The sequence below is a fragment of the Kribbella sp. NBC_01510 genome, assembly GCF_045040325.1.
Taxonomy (GTDB): domain Bacteria; phylum Actinomycetota; class Actinomycetes; order Propionibacteriales; family Kribbellaceae; genus Kribbella.
The window spans coordinates 6,445,392-6,459,805 of record NZ_CP109418.1 but is presented as its reverse complement, the minus strand read 5'-3'; the positions used below and the strand labels follow the sequence as shown (position 1 = coordinate 6,459,805).

Genomic DNA, 14,414 nt, shown 5'->3' with positions numbered 1-14,414 from the left:
ACCTACCCAATCAGCCGGGACCGACAGTCCCCGATCTCGGAAGGAGGGAGTCGCGGTCGCTCCCCGTCCTGAACGATGGGGATTCCCCGCGACGCCCCAGGTGAAATTCAACCCGGACGCGGATCTCGACACCAGCAGTGTCGAGGACACCCGCGGTAGTGGCGGACGCGGCGGCGGCCTGCCCGGCGGAATGATCCCGGTCGGCGGCGGCATCGGCGGCATCATCCTGCTGGTCGTCATCCTGCTACTCAGCGGCGGCCTGCCCGGCAGCGACAGCGGCGACCAACCGGCGGTCCAGAACACTGCGGCCGGCAACCTCGACTCCTGCAAGAAGGGCTCGGACCTGCAGCAGAACTCGGACTGCCGGTTCGTCTTCTACCAGAACTCGATCCAGAGCTTCTGGGCCGCGGAGCTGCCCCGGCGCGGGAAGAAGTACATCCCGGCGCCGATGCGGGTGTTCGACGGCTCGGTCAGCACCGGCTGCGGGCCGGCGACCAGCGCGGTCGGACCGTTCTACTGCCCGCCGGACAAGCGGGTGTACCTGGACATCGGGTTCTTCAAGACCCTGCAGACGGACCTGGGCGCGCGCGGCGGCGAGTTCGCCGAGGCGTACGTCGTCGCCCACGAGTACGGCCACCACATCCAGAACCTCTACGGCATCCTCGACCGGATCAAGAGCCGCAACGGGCCGACCTCGGACTCGGTCCGGTCCGAGCTGCAGGCCGACTGCCTGGCCGGCATCTGGACGAACCACGCCACCACGGTCCCCAACAAGAGCGGCCAGCCGCTCATCACGGAGCTCACCGAGGACGACATCGCGCGCGGCCTCGACGCCGCCGCGTCCGTCGGCGACGACCGCATCCAGGAGAAGACCCAGGGCCAAGTCACCCCGGAGAGCTTCAGCCACGGCACCGCCGCGCAGCGGATGAAGTGGTTCAAGACCGGCATGGACTCGGGCGACATGACCGCCTGCGACACCTGGTCCGCCAACCCGCTCTGACCGTCCGCCGACTATCACCCCTCCCGTCCCGTCCGGCATTTGACGGGATATCCGGCTCTTCTGACGTATCCGTGGGTGGTTCGTTCGTCTCCTTGGCGTCTCGGCGGTCGGCCGTGTTGTGTCGGTTCCCGCCGGGGTGGGGAGGATCTCGTCCCGGATCCCGGATCGGGTGGGAGATCCTCCCCAGCCTGCCCCGGCCGGCTCGCGGGTCGTGGCCTGGGCGGACGTGGGGCACTCACTAAACCCGGTCGTCAGCCGCCGAGTGCTCGGGGCCGAGCGGGGCCTGTCTGGCATCGCCCTGTTTGGTGAGTGCTGCAGGTCCGGTCAGCGACGCGGCATCGCCCACCCCGCCACCGCCGCGGGCGGGTGCAGGCGGACTTCCAGGCCATCACAATCACCGAGACACTGCGATCGTCCGTGGGAGGCCATCGTCGTCGCCTCGTTGTGATGGCCTGGCGATCCGCTCGACGGCACGGGCAACACCCACCGACCCAACTGAAGCGCCGGATCTCCCATCCCGTTGCGGGTTCTCCCCTGGTGCACGAGGGGAGAACCCACAACGGCAGCGGATAACCCCCAACTACCCCCTTCTCTCCACAGATCAAGGCGGGAGAAGTGGCAACTTCAGGGGATATCCGGTTCTTGTGCTTGCTGTGCGGGTGAGGTGACGGGCCTTGAACTGGTGCACGCGGTCGCCTGGTTGAGATCTGTGGCCATGAGGAAGGCGAGTTTGGTGCTCGGGGCAGCGGTGTGCTGGGTGTGCTAGCCGGTGATGTGGTGGCTGGCCGGTTGCGGTAGGTCATCGGTGAGACCACCGGCCAGACAGGTTTGCCGGGCTCGCGGTGAGGTTTGGCGGGCCCATGGAATGGCACGCTCAGGACCTGTCCGCGCGGACACACAGCGCGGGGCGGGGACCGGGGCGCCGGTGGGCTGGGGTCGGTGGGTCGGGACGGGTTGTGGTGGGTTGGGGCCGGTGGGCTGGGACGGGTCGTGGTGGGTTGGGGCCGGGTGGGTCGGGGCGGGTTGTGGTGGGTTGGGGCCGGGTGGGTCGGGACGGGTTGTGTGGTGGGTTGCGGCCGGTGGGCTGGGACGGGTCGTGGTGGGTTGGGACATGGAATTGCCTGTCTCGACCCACCAGAACCTGTCCCAGGTCACCAGAGGTGGACCGATCCGCAGGGGAACGAGCCCGCTGGAGCCGCCCGGCACAGCATCGGCCCACCCTCCACCTTGCCCACCCCGAACATCGCCCCTATCCCGACCAGCACACCCGGCCGACGATCACCCAGACCTGAGCAGAGGAGCCGGTTACCCCTCCAATGCGGCAGGCACACGGTGTTGGTGACGGAGGAGGACTGACATGCGTGCGTGAGGCTGGTACGACGAACCGCCCGTACCCGGTGTGGATCCGGGGTACGGGCGGTTTCGGGTGGGTCAGGCGACTGCGGCTGGGCGGTGGTAGCCCGGGAGGAGTTCGTCGACCAGGGCGTCGGTCTCGGCTTCGGGGCCGCGGGGGCCGCCGTGCTTGGCGAGGGCGGCGTACAGCTGGCCGGCGACGTTGGTGACGTCGGCGGCGGTGCCGAAGTGCGAGGCCAGGCGGAGCGTGGCTCGCCACAGTTCCTCGGAGGCCGGCGAGAAGCTGAGGCCGGTCTGGAGTGCGGTGCGGGCCAGGTTGCCGTCGTTGTGGTTCAGCGCCGACTCCGCCAGCCGCAGGGCCGCGTCGACCACGGACTCCACCATCCGCCGCTCGATCCCCGAGGCGGCAAGCCACGAATAGCGACCCGCTGGCAGGTTGGACCAGGCCGGGCCGTGCACCAGGCTCAGCGCCGTCGACAGCGGCCCGCGCGGGTCGTCCATCATCGTCGCCTGCTTGGCCAGCGTGCGGAACACGTCCCAGTCGACCCGGACGATGCTGCGGTTCAGCATCCAGCGGCCGGACTCGTCGGCGTACATCGCGTCCATGCCGACCCAGCGACGGGTGTGGTCGAGCGCGGCGTCGCGCAGTTCGTCGCTGATGCCGCGCGGCCAGATCGCACCGGCCAGCACGTTCGGGTGGACGCCGTAGTCCTGGCTGGCCAGGAACGCGATGATCTCGGTCGACAGCTGGATCCGGCCGTCGTCGATGGTGCCGCGGGCATCCACCTCGACCGGCCCGAGCAGGTCGACCTCGACCGGTGCGGGCTGGCTGAGGTCGGTGCCGGAGAACTCGTACGCCGGCATGTCCTGCTCGGCCCGGCGCTTGTCCCGCGAGTCCGACTCGGCCGCGTCGAACAGCGCGACCAGGTTGGCGAACTGCTGCGGGTCGATGCTGTGGGCATCGACCTCGAGACCGAGCAGCCGGCAGACCGCCTGGTTCTTCTCGTCCACCACGAACCGCCACGGCGAGTTCATCACGTCGCCGACCACGACCACCGCGATGCTCCGCTGCTGATCCGCGGCGAGCCGGTTCAGCTGGTCCTGCTCCTCGGGTGACGGCGGCGCGGACACGAAGATGATCTCCGCGCCCCACAGCACCGGGTCCGGGTACGCCATCCGCGCGTCGGCGACCGAGCTCAGGTCACGCCGCGCACAGGCCTGCACCTGGGCGTCGGTACGGTTAGCCACCTCGGCGATCGCGTCGTCGAGCCGGACCCAGTAGCTCAGCCGGCTCGGCGCCAGCGACGACAGGTCGTCGCCGAACCCGACCATGCTGATGTGTGCGCCTTCGGACCACAGGTTCGTCGCCAGCTCGACCGCGAGTGAGCCGACCACGTCCCGGGACGGGTTGTTCACCCCGCCGAAGCTGACGATGCCGTTCGCGGTGTCGAGGTCGACCAGCACGGTCGCGCCATCGGCGTTCTGGCCGATCGTGACCAGGGTCGGGTACGGCGCGGGCGCAGTGACGTCACCAGTCGGCGCGTAGCCGCGACGCAGCGTCCAGCGGGTGCCTTCGGCAATCGCCTGCCACGGACCGGGCGGTGCGGACGGCGCCTCGTACGGGTCGAGCACGAGCGTCAGTGCCCGGTCCGTCACCAGTGCGGCAACGACCTTCGGCATCGGACGCTGAGCCTGCGTCATGTCGGCGCCGAGCTTCCGCAGCGCGTTGTCGACGAACTGCGCGGTCGGGATGTCGGAGGCCAGCCGCAGACCGACCTCGGTCTGCCGATGGCCGGCCGCCTTCGGGCCCGGACCCAGCGCCCAGCCGCGGCGCCGCTTCAGCGCCAGCGCCAGGCCGGCCGCGAGCAACGTCGCGCCGAAGCCGTAGATGCCGGCATCGGTCAGACTGAACCCGCCGTCCGTCGTGACCGGCGTTGCCTCGGGCACCTGAGTGCCACCGGCGGCCGGGTCGCCCGGCTCGGACTCCGACGTACCAGGACCGTGCGGGCCGACCGTGATGCCGGGCTCCCCCGGCTTGACGGTCTTCGCGCCCGGGTCGTTCTTCGCGTTGCCGATGGTGATCGTCGAACCGGACTCGGCGCCTTGCTCGGACCAGCGGCTGCCCGTTCCGGGCGTCGTCTTCGTTTCTGAGCCGCTGGTCACCTTGCTGCCGGTGGTGGTCTTGGACCCGGTCGTCGTCTTGGTGCCCGTGGTCACCTTCGAGCCCGTGGGGAGCTTGGTGTTGCTGTGGTCCTCGATGTTCACCCGGACCGTATGCACACCCGGGCCCTTAGCGTCACCGGGCAGGCGGACCTGCCAGCCCGGCAGGATCAGGTCCGGGTTGGTGAGGCGACGGCCGTCGGGCTGCAGCTTGTTCTTGTTGAGGTCGTAGATCTCCTTGTACCGCCGGCCTTCGCCCAGGTACCGCTCGGCGATGTCCCACAGGCAGTCGTAGTTCCGGCCCTGTGGCGGGCGGACCTCGGTGTACTTGATGACCTGACCGTTGTGGTCGTGGTTCGTTCGTACGCCGGTGTGCGTGGTCGTCTTGGCCTGGTTACCACTGAGCACAGTGCTGCGAGCCTCGGTCTGGCGGAACTGCGCCGTCGACCCCTGCTCGCCGCCCTGCGTCACGGTGACCGAGGTCGGCGTCGCGACGCTTGTCGTTACTGCGCTGGCGACCGGCAGGCTGACGCCGGCTCCCGCGGCGATGAGTACGACGGTCCCGATCAGCCGGCGGGCCATGGTCTGCGAACCGCCGCCGAACGGGATCCGTGGCGACAGGCCGTGCCCGCGGATCTCCGCGACCGCCTCCGCGATCAGGCAGATCACGAAGTGCAGCCAGGCCACCCAGATGAAGAACGCGATGATGCCGAGGACGGTCTCGATGCTCAACTCGCTGAACAGCATGCTGCTGCTCGGCATCTTGTCCGGCCACGGCGTGCCGAAGAACCGCAGCAGGACGTACGGGACCCCGCCGACGATCGCCAGGATCGCGAGCAGCGCGACGAACCCCTTCAGCCGGTCCGCCCCCGGACTGCCCGACCCTCGCTGCGGTAACCGCGCCGCCCGCACCGGTTCATTCGTCCTGACCATCACGCCTCCATACCCCCACCGTTAACCACCGATAGCCTGAACTTCCTGCACAGGCAACCGCTGCACCGCATGCACATCAGCCTTGCCGATCGAGATCCAGCCGGAGTGCTGGCCGACCCAGTACGAGACCTCCCAGGTAATGGTCAGCTTCACCGTGTACATGCCGTCCGGCTGGTTCGCACTAGACCGCGTGTACACGTGCTTGCACGGGTTGATCTGGTGCTCGGGGTCCTGCGACTGGTCGTATCCGTCCGGGTCGTCCAACGGCGTCACACCGACCGGGCACGTGAACGTACCGGTGTTGTCACCTGGGTCGATCACGATCTGGACGACCATGCCGCGCATCGTGAGGTTGTGTCTCTGGTCGAAGTACCCGCTGGTCAACTCCTTCGGATCCACTGTCCGCCCGTCGGTCTTGCCTGCCATCGAGCTCTCGGGGGTCAGCGTGAAGTACGCGGGCACGTTCACCCGCGGCGTGTACGTCGGCATGATCTGCAGCGCCGGATCCGGGTACGTGCTCTTGAAGGGCCACCAGAAGTCCTTCATGTAGTCCGGGAACGGGCACTGGGCGCGCTCGGCCGCGTCGACCGCGACATAGGCCCGCTCCAGGTGCGCGTGCGGCCCACCGTTGTAGCTGTCCAGCTTGTAGCCGGTGATCGTGATCCGCATGACCCAGCTCTTGCCCTCCGGCGCCTGCGGCAGGCGGATCCCGTCAGGAATGTCGAAGTCGCGGCACGGGATGAACGGCCGGCCGGCGAGTCGCTCGCGCCAGGTCGGCGGCGGTGTCCCACCGACGTACGCCAGGCCGGAGCTGCAGTACGCGCCGAAGCCGATCGAGTTGACGTACATGCTGCAGACCTTGTTGCCGGTCTGGATGGTGTCCGCGGTGGCCGTCGTGGCCGGGACCGCCATCAGCAGCGCGAGCACGGCGCTCAGAACGAGCAGTCCGCGGCCCACTCGGTTGTGCATCCTCACTCCCCAGACTCGGCTACCCGGCAGATTATCTTCGACCAGGGGCATCATGCCCGTTGCTCACTGACCCGTCACCTATTCGGAATGTGAATCCTCGCGTTCTGCTCTAGGCCGGATAATGCACGCCTGAGCAGCTGACGCCGGTCGACGGAGCCAGCCGGTACGGCAGCCAGCCACGTCCCGTCCGGACCATGTCGATGACCTGAGGCGTTCCCTTCGGCGTGACCTCGATCCAGTTCTTCGCCTTGAGATCCCAGTACTGCGTGGTCTGCGACCGGCATGTCTTCACCCGGACGATGCCCTCCGGCTGGTTCTGCACGCCCATCACGACCACGCTGCCCGGTGGGCGCATCACCCAGCCGTTGCGTTGGGCATCGAAGATCGCCTGTGACACGTCGGCGTACCAGAAGGACGGGAAGGACTTCTTCAGCACGGTGTCGTCCTTCGACACCAGGGCCTGGAAGTACAGCGGATAGCTGCTCACGAGGCCTTGGACGGCGGCATTCGACGCGAAGTTCCCGGCCTGGACGATGACTTGCGCCTTCGGCTGCGAGGTGGGCTTGGCTGTCGAGGCCGTCTGCGACGGTTCGGTGGTGGGCTCGCTCGTCCCGGTGGACGGGGTGCTCGAGGTTGTCGTGCCGGAGTCGCCGCCGGCCGGCACTGGTAGACCGCCGTCGTTGGAGTCCTTGCTGCCACAGGCGGAGAGCAGCAGAACGCCGGCCAGCGCCGCGGCGGGGAGAGCGAACCTACGCACGGATGACATTCCTTCGGTCTCTAGCGGCTTGGCGGGGTGGAGGTGGGTGGCGTCCCGGGCGGCGGACTCCCGGGCGGAGAGGACGACGGGTCCGGCGTCGGCGTCACGTTCGGCGTGCACGTAGCCGGGAACGGGAACGGCGTCAATGTCCAGATCGGGGTCGGTGAGCCGACGGTCCAGGTCGGGCAGGGGAAGTCGATGGTCGGTGGCACCGCGGTGGTGATGGGTGCGCCGGGGTCGTCCGGGGTCCGGTTGACCACGATCGAAGGGATCGTCGGGCTGTCGTCGGCCTTCTTGATGCCCTGCTCGGCGTGGGCCTGGCCGGTGCCGACGGCTTTGAGGCTCTGTTTGCCGATGAGGCCCAGGAACGTCGTCTTGTTGGCGATGTCGACCTGGATGTCGACCTGCTCGTCGGTCAGGGTGGTCGGGCCGCAGGAGGTGACGGTGGAGTCGTTGGACTTCACCTGGGCGCAGAAGCCGTTGATCGCGATGGCCGCCTTGGTGGTGTCGATCTTGGCTTCGGCGTTGTTCAGCTGGATCGCCGCGGCACCGACGCGGGCCGCCTCCTGGGCGTAGCCGACGGCGCGGGAGCGGGCGCCGAGCTGGCGGCCGCCGTCGATCACCAGGCCGGCCAGGGTGAAGATCATCACCGCGAGGATCGCCACCGCGGGGCTCAGGGCACCCCGGCCGACCGCGATCCGATGGTTGCCGGGGGCATCGATCCGGAAGAACTCCAGGATCCGGTGCCGATCAGGAGCCGTCACCGCGCACCCCCCGGTACGGATCGAGCGACGAGGTGAATCGCTTGGTGATGGTGGTGTCGCCGCCGAGGCCGAGCAGCCCGAGGTCGCGGTAGTTGATCGTGCAGCTCACCTCGACGGACAGCGGCGCCCCGGCGGTGAACCCGGTGGTGATGCTGCCGGACGCGGTTTCCTTGCAGGACTTGACTGCCTGGCCCATCGCATCGCTGACGGCCCGGTCGACCCGCGCCTGGGCATCGGTCAATGAGCGTGCCTGGCTCGCGGAGCGGGCGCCGTCGCGGGCGGCACCCTCCAGCAGCGAAGAAGTCTGGAAGTAGCGGCCGCAGGCGAGCAGGAACATGAACAGCACCAGCAGGACCGGCGCCAGAACCGCCAGCTCGAGCGCCAGTGCGCCGCGTTCGCGCCGCCGTCCGACCATGCGGCGGCAGCGGATCCCCAGTCTCCGCGTCATCTCCTGGCTCACTTGTCGTCGGCCTCGAACTGCTCGATCGGGCCGGTGGCGGTGCGGCTCACCTTCAGCGTCAGGCCGGGGACGAGCGAGACCGTCTCACCGGTGACGGTGAAGGAGACCATGCCTTCGGGATTGTTGTACGACGGTGGCGCGACACTCGCATGCTGCAGTGACGTCCCACCGACCTGTTGCGCGTACGACTCGATGTCGGCCCGGACCTTCTCCCCCACACCCGTCGTGTAGACCGGCGGCTGGACCAGCCGCAGCCGGGAAACCCCTTCCTGTGCGGCGTTCAGCGCCACCGACCGCCCGTACAGCCAAAGCGCGGTCTGGATGCTCATGAAGATCAGCGCGAGGATCGCGGGCGCCAGGATCGCCAGCTCGAGCGAACTGACGCCGCGCTCCGAGCGGGGGCGGAAACGCATGATCGGGTCAGCCTTGGTCGATCTCGCCGGTCCGCTTGGTGATGACGCGCTTGACGACCACGCCGATCGCCAGCGCGGCGGCGACCAGGATCGCCGAGATGATCGCCCATTCCAGGGCGGAGGCGCCGAGATCGGTCCGGCCCTGGCGTGCCCGGGCTCGTTGAGCGTGGGCACGCGCCATCGCGTAACCAGCCATCGCCCGCCAGAACTGTAGTTCCGAGATCATCCGTTAGCCTTCCGAATCGTGAGGCCGAAGCAGGCCTCAGTATGCCCTCTACGACGGACAACTTCGTCCGTTGGATCCCACTAGCTCCCGAGGATCGCCGCGCCGGCCGGAAAGGCCAGGAACAGGAAGAACGCCGCGATCATGACGAGCTGCGCGACCAGCATCGACTGGGAGCGCTCACCCGCCTTGCCTTCCACGTCGGCCAGCTCCTTGCGTCGCAGGGACGCGGCCCGGGCCAGCAGCGATGCGCGGATCTTCGCGCCCTCGTCACCGGCCAGCGCCAGGGCGGACGCGAGGTCGCGCAGTTCCTCGACGCCGAGATCCTCGCCCAGGCGGGCCATCGCGTCCCACGGCGTGATGCCGATCAGCCGCGCGTTCGCGAGGGCCTGCCGGATCCGGGCCATCGCCCAGTGGTCGCCGATGGTGGACGCGGTCATCAGCGCCTCGGGCAGGCCGCGGCCGCCGGCCAGGTTCATCGCGACCAGGTCGAGGAAGCTGCCGACCACGTGCCGGAAGTCGCGGCGCCGTTTCTCCGCCTCCTGCCGCAACGCCAGGTCAGGTAGGAAGAACGCCAGGGCCATCGCGGCCAGCGTCACGATCGCCGGGCTGGCGCCGGGCGCACTGAGACCGATCGCCCCGAACAGGAACAGCACGAGCGGGATGAAGATCATCGCCCCGAGCGCGAAGAACACCTTGGTCGCGAGCATCGCCGCGAACGGCTGGTTCATCACCGCGAGGTCGCGGCGGAGCTTCCCGAACGCCCAGCCGCGAGCGTTCGCCTCGAGCTCCAGCCGCCGCCCGAGCGTCTCGCGAGCCCGGTCGACGCCGCCGAGCACCCGCTCGCCGGCCGCACTGGTGGTCGCGCCACTGGTGTATCCGCCCCGGCCGGCGTCGATCCGGGCAATGGTGGACAGCACGTTGGTTGCCGGCTTGATGAACATCCGGACCACCAGGTACACGCCGAGGCCGACGAGACCGCCGGCGATGAAGGCCCACGTCATCCGCCCACCACCTCCATCCGCTGGTCACCGGACCGGTTGCCCCGCTGGGCGTTGTCGCTCCTGATCAGGAACCGCTCGGGCACCTCGATCTTGGCGAGCCGGCGCAGCCAGATCAGCCCGAGCGCGTACAGCGCGATCACGACGGCCAGCACGACCTGCCCGATGAAGCTCGTGTACGGCTGCATGTACGTCGGATTGAACAGCACCAGGCTGGCCGCCATGATCAGCGTGATCGCGACCACCACCTGCACGCTGCGCCGCGTCGATCGGCGTTCCGCCGCGACCTTCCGCCGTACGTCGAGCTCCTCGCGGGCCGAGTCCGCCAGAGCACTGAGCACCTCGCGCAGACCGGGTCCGCGCAGCCGGGCGTTGAGTACGAGGGCCGCGACGATCAGGTCGGCGGACGGGTCGTTCAGGTCGTCGGCGAACCGCATCAATGCCGAGGGCAACGGTTCGCGGATGCGCAACCGGTCGACCAGCAGGTTCAGGCCGGGCTTGATCGCCGGGGCCGCGTTCACCGCGGTCGCCGGGATCGCCTGCTCCAGGCCGACCGCGCCGGCGATCGTGTCGCGCAGCGCCTCGGTCCAGGTGGCCAGTGCGTCCAGGCGCTCGATCGCGCGACGTTCCTCACCGGTGCCGCCGAAGAAGCGGTCCGCCATCGCCGCCAACAGGCCGAGGGCCACCGCCAGGACCAACCAGCGGGTTACGACCAGGACGATCAGACCGACGCCGATCCCGACGCCGAACCGGATCAGGTTCTTCCGGCTCTCGGCGTTGCCGCGGCGGAACACCGAGGGGGTCTCCTCCCGCGGCTCGGTGCCGCGGATCGCGACGATCAGCAGCAGTACGGCGCCGCCGACGACCGCGCCGCAGAGCAGGGCGAGCAGCGTCCTGTCGTTCATCGCGTCACGCCCACGTTCCGTGCACGAGGGGCTGGTACCCGAAGTGCTCGAGCTCGTCCATGCAGGCGATCGGCGCGTGCGCCGCGGCCCGGCCGTCCGGTCCGAGCGCGAACACCTCGCCGGACAGCACCCTGCCGTCCCAGCCGGTCACCTCCCGGATGCTCTCGACGTACCGGCTCAGGCCGCCGCCGTGCTGATAGTCGTTGTGCTTGCGGACGAACAGGACGAAGTCGAGCGCGCCGGCGATCAGCATCTGGGTGGCGTCCATCGGCAGCCGCTCCGTCGCCTGGATCGCGTAGGTGCTGATCCGGTTGAACACCTCCATCGAGCTGTTCGAGTGGATCGTCGACAGCGAGCCGTCGTTGCCCTGGCTCATCGCGTTCAGCATCGTCACGATCTCGTCACCCAGCACCTCACCCACGATCACTCGCGAGGGGTTCATCCGCAGCGAGCGGCGGACCAGGTCGGCCATGCTGACCTCGCCGACGCCCTCGGAGTTCGGCAGCCGCTCCTCGAACGCGACCACGTTCGGGTGCAGGTCCTTGAACTCGCCGAGGCCCAGCTCGAGCGACCGCTCGACCGTGATCAGCCGCTCGGACGGACCGATCTCGTTGGCCAGCGCCCGCAGCAGCGTGGTCTTCCCGGAGTTCGTCGCACCCGCGATCATGATGTTCTTCCGCGCCGCGACCGCGGCCCGCAGGAACGAGCCGACGTCGTCGGACATCGTGCCGTTGGCCACCAGGTCGCGAAGAAACACCCGGCCCAGTCGCGCGCGCCGGATGGACACCGCGGGACGCGACGTGACACCCATGACCGCCGACAACCGGGAGCCGTCGGGCAACCGCAGGTCGAGCTGCGGGTTGGCGGAGTCGAACGGCCGGCTGGTCAGGCCGGCGTGGGCGGCCAGCACCTGGATCAGCTCGACCAGCTCGTCGTCGCTCTCGGCGACCGCTCCCAGCATCTCCTCGCGGCCGTCGCCGTACTGGACGAAGACCTGGTCGCAGCCGTTGATGTCGATGTTCTCGACCTCGGGGTCGTCGATCAGCGGCTGCAGCCGGCCGACGCCGAACAGCGCCGAGTGGATCGCGCCGGCGATCTGCGCGTCGTCGTCCGGAGTCGGCGGCGTCCGGCCGTCGGCGAGTTCGTAGCGGGCGTGGTCCTCGAGCACCTGGACGATCAGCGAACGGGCGTACTCGCGCTCGTCCTCGGCGCTCATCGGCGGTACGCCGTTCACCTGGTCGCGGCGGCGTTGTTCGTTCAGCCGCTCGGCGACCTGGACCCGCAACTTGCGGACAAGCTCCTGATCAGCGCTCACTGCCATTCCCCCTGCGGCGGGAAGGCGGCCTGGGCCATGTCGAAGTCCTGCTGCGGTGGCGCCGCGACGAGTGCGGCCATCTCTGCGGTGATATCGGTCGCGGACCGGATCAGCGGCGTCTTGTCGAGCCGGCCGTGACCACGCCCGTCGAAGAACGCCGCACCGGCCGGGTCGTACGCCAGATGCCACCGGTGCCGAACGGGCACGGACATCGCGTCCAGCACGGTCCACACCTGCTTGACCCCGTCGCGCCGCTTCGGGTCGGCCACCACGACCACGCCGAGCTGTGCGTCGACATGGTGCACCAGTGAGGACAGTCGCTCCCGCAGGTGCGCGACCGACGACCCGGTCGCCGTACACACGAGTACGACGAGCCGCGCGGACTGGATGACGGGAAGCTGCGGCGACGATGCGCCGATCCGGCCACAGTCGGCCAGTACGTCGCCGTTCTGCATCTGGTTGAACGAGACGCCGAGCGGATGCCACAGTCCGCCCATGCCACCGACCTGCTCAGGTGAACGGACGCCGAGCAGTACGTCGAGACCACCGTCGAGCTGCTGGCTGTGCGCGAGGATCACCTCGTCGCCCAGGCCCTTCCGGCTCGCGGCGGCCAGGCTGACCAGGCCACGGTCGGAGTTGAGCGCCGCACCACCCGGTGCGGTCATCCGGATCGCCACATCGCTGCCGGCCGGGTCGCACTCGGCCAGCAGCACCTGCCGCGGCCAGAGCGCGCCGAAGACGAGACTGGCAGTCGTCACCCCGGGCGAGCCCTTCGCGCTCGCCAATGCCACCAGTGCCATCAATTGGTCCCGTCGGTCCGCGAGACGTCGGGCCTGGTCCCCGGCGCGAGCTTCACCAGCACCAGGGTCTTCGCCGCGGCGGCAGCGGCCACCGGCATCGACTGGTCGGTCGGGATCAGCACTGTCACGTTCAAGGTCGTGCTGGCGCTCGTCTTCGGGTCCGTGACGGCACCCGCGGTCGAGGTGATCTCGGCGGCCTTGACCAGCGTGGTCGGGATCCCCGAGTCGCCGGTGGCCGCCGGGACCCGGATCACCGACACCATGTCGCCGACGTCGAGTCCGTCCGACGGCGCGCGGCCCGCCTCGAGGCTGACACCGACCAGTGCACCGTCGGCCGGGATGGGCTTGGCGCCGTCCTTGGTGAAGTTGTCCGGCGTGACGAACTGGTCCTTGTAGAGCCAGGTCGTGGTGTAGCGGCCGAGGTACTTGTTCGCCTCCGACCACGGGATCAGGCCGCCGGTCGCACCGGCGAGGTCGCCACGGGACAGGTCCTTGGGCTCGATCCGGTGGCCGGGCGCGAGCTTGTCGGGGGCGATCGCGACGAAGTCGGACCGGTTGCCGCTGTTCAGCGCGATCAGGGCGGACCCGGCGGCGCCGAGCAGGATCAGGATGACCGCGAGCGCGGCCAGGGCCGGACGGCGCTCCCGTCTGCCCGGGAGGCGGGTCGCGCCACCGCCCGCCGATCGGCCCGCTCCGCGGGTGCCTTGGGAGGGTGTGCGCGTGGAGGACGAGAGACTCACGCGCCCTACCGTAATGGCAGCGAGGTGCCATCCGGGCCGCCAGGTCGGTGCCGTTACCGGCTCGCGACCCGGTCCCGTTCCGCAGTCGTCAGCAGGTCGGTGAAGGCGCCCGGTCCGCCGTACAACTGGTCTAGATAGCTGTACAGCCCGTGCAGCGCCAGACCCAGCTCCCGCTGCCATGCGTCAGCGCTTTCCAGCTCGGCCGCGAGCGCCCGCCCCTCGGTCAGCGTGACGGCCGCGTTCACCGGCTGCACCAGCCGCTCCCCGTCCCGATCCGGTACGGCGCTCCGCCCGTGAATCCGGCGTACGGCGCCGGCCAGCGCGGACCGCTCCGACCCGGTGAACACCCGGTCGAATCCGGCCCCGCCGTGGAGCTCGTCGAGATAGTCACACAGAGCGAGGAAGAGCTCGACACCGTCGTACTCCGGGCCTTCGGCCGCGACGTGCCGCAACTGGGCAACCACGTTCCGCGCCTCGGGCACGCTCCACTCCGATGAACCCAACCGGTCGTCCATGCGCGTGATCCTAGGGGGCCGACGGGCGTAAATCGTTAACAGTTCGGGTGTTCCGAGTAGCTGGCGAGTAACCGAAAGTTTGCTAGATTCCGGAAGCAGACGTCTT

At 69.3% G+C, this 14,414-nt stretch carries 14 protein-coding genes; 1 reads left to right on the top strand and 13 read right to left on the bottom strand.

Annotation, left to right across the window (positions count from 1 at the left end):
• The first annotated feature begins 100 nt into the window (after positions 1-100).
• Positions 101-1,000, top strand: a complete 900-nt coding sequence (locus OG558_RS31965; RefSeq protein WP_405066289.1) for a neutral zinc metallopeptidase — start codon at positions 101-103, stop codon at positions 998-1,000.
• Positions 1,001-2,431: 1,431 nt separating this feature from the next.
• Here OG558_RS31965 and OG558_RS31960 read toward each other — a convergent pair.
• The 13 genes from OG558_RS31960 to OG558_RS31900 all read right to left on the bottom strand — a co-directional run bounded on the left by OG558_RS31960 (position 2,432) and on the right by OG558_RS31900 (position 14,308).
• Entirely contained in the window at positions 2,432-5,446 is a 3,015-nt protein-coding gene (locus OG558_RS31960) for a hypothetical protein (RefSeq protein WP_405066288.1), read from the bottom strand.
• 21 nt (positions 5,447-5,467) lie between these two features.
• Positions 5,468-6,415, bottom strand: coding sequence for a hypothetical protein (locus OG558_RS31955; RefSeq protein ID WP_329478145.1), 948 nt, complete (start codon positions 6,413-6,415; stop codon positions 5,468-5,470).
• 109 nt (positions 6,416-6,524) lie between these two features.
• Positions 6,525-7,172, bottom strand: a complete 648-nt coding sequence (locus tag OG558_RS31950) for a hypothetical protein (protein WP_405066287.1) — start codon at positions 7,170-7,172, stop codon at positions 6,525-6,527.
• Positions 7,173-7,192: 20 nt separating this feature from the next.
• A complete protein-coding gene (locus OG558_RS31945; protein ID WP_405066286.1) occupies positions 7,193-7,936 on the bottom strand; it encodes a TadE/TadG family type IV pilus assembly protein in 744 nt (247 codons plus the stop codon).
• Positions 7,923-8,384 carry a TadE/TadG family type IV pilus assembly protein gene (locus tag OG558_RS31940; RefSeq protein WP_329478151.1) on the bottom strand — a complete coding sequence of 154 codons (462 nt, stop codon included), beginning with the start codon at positions 8,382-8,384 and terminating at the stop codon, positions 7,923-7,925. The genes OG558_RS31945 and OG558_RS31940 overlap by 14 nt, the downstream gene beginning before the upstream one ends.
• An 8-nt stretch (positions 8,385-8,392) precedes the next feature.
• Entirely contained in the window at positions 8,393-8,809 is a 417-nt protein-coding gene (locus tag OG558_RS31935) for a TadE family protein (RefSeq protein WP_405066285.1), read from the bottom strand.
• A gap of 7 nt (positions 8,810-8,816) precedes the next feature.
• Positions 8,817-9,035, bottom strand: a complete 219-nt coding sequence (locus tag OG558_RS31930; RefSeq protein WP_328521282.1) for a hypothetical protein — start codon at positions 9,033-9,035, stop codon at positions 8,817-8,819.
• An 80-nt stretch (positions 9,036-9,115) separates the two neighbouring features.
• Positions 9,116-10,036, bottom strand: a complete 921-nt coding sequence (locus OG558_RS31925; RefSeq protein ID WP_329478155.1) for a type II secretion system F family protein — start codon at positions 10,034-10,036, stop codon at positions 9,116-9,118.
• Positions 10,033-10,938 carry a type II secretion system F family protein gene (locus tag OG558_RS31920; protein ID WP_405066284.1) on the bottom strand — a complete coding sequence of 302 codons (906 nt, stop codon included), beginning with the start codon at positions 10,936-10,938 and terminating at the stop codon, positions 10,033-10,035. The genes OG558_RS31925 and OG558_RS31920 overlap by 4 nt, the downstream gene beginning before the upstream one ends.
• Positions 10,939-10,942: 4 nt before the next feature.
• Positions 10,943-12,259, bottom strand: a complete 1,317-nt coding sequence (locus OG558_RS31915; protein ID WP_405066283.1) for a CpaF family protein — start codon at positions 12,257-12,259, stop codon at positions 10,943-10,945.
• Positions 12,250-13,053, bottom strand: a complete 804-nt coding sequence (locus tag OG558_RS31910; RefSeq protein WP_405066282.1) for a hypothetical protein — start codon at positions 13,051-13,053, stop codon at positions 12,250-12,252. Before OG558_RS31910 ends, OG558_RS31915 begins: the two co-directional genes overlap by 10 nt.
• Positions 13,053-13,793 carry a hypothetical protein gene (locus tag OG558_RS31905; protein WP_405066281.1) on the bottom strand — a complete coding sequence of 247 codons (741 nt, stop codon included), beginning with the start codon at positions 13,791-13,793 and terminating at the stop codon, positions 13,053-13,055. The genes OG558_RS31910 and OG558_RS31905 overlap by 1 nt, the downstream gene beginning before the upstream one ends.
• A gap of 53 nt (positions 13,794-13,846) precedes the next feature.
• On the bottom strand, positions 13,847-14,308 hold the full coding sequence (locus OG558_RS31900) for a hypothetical protein (protein ID WP_405066280.1): 462 nt from the start codon (positions 14,306-14,308) through the stop codon (positions 13,847-13,849).
• Positions 14,309-14,414: the final 106 nt, after the last annotated feature.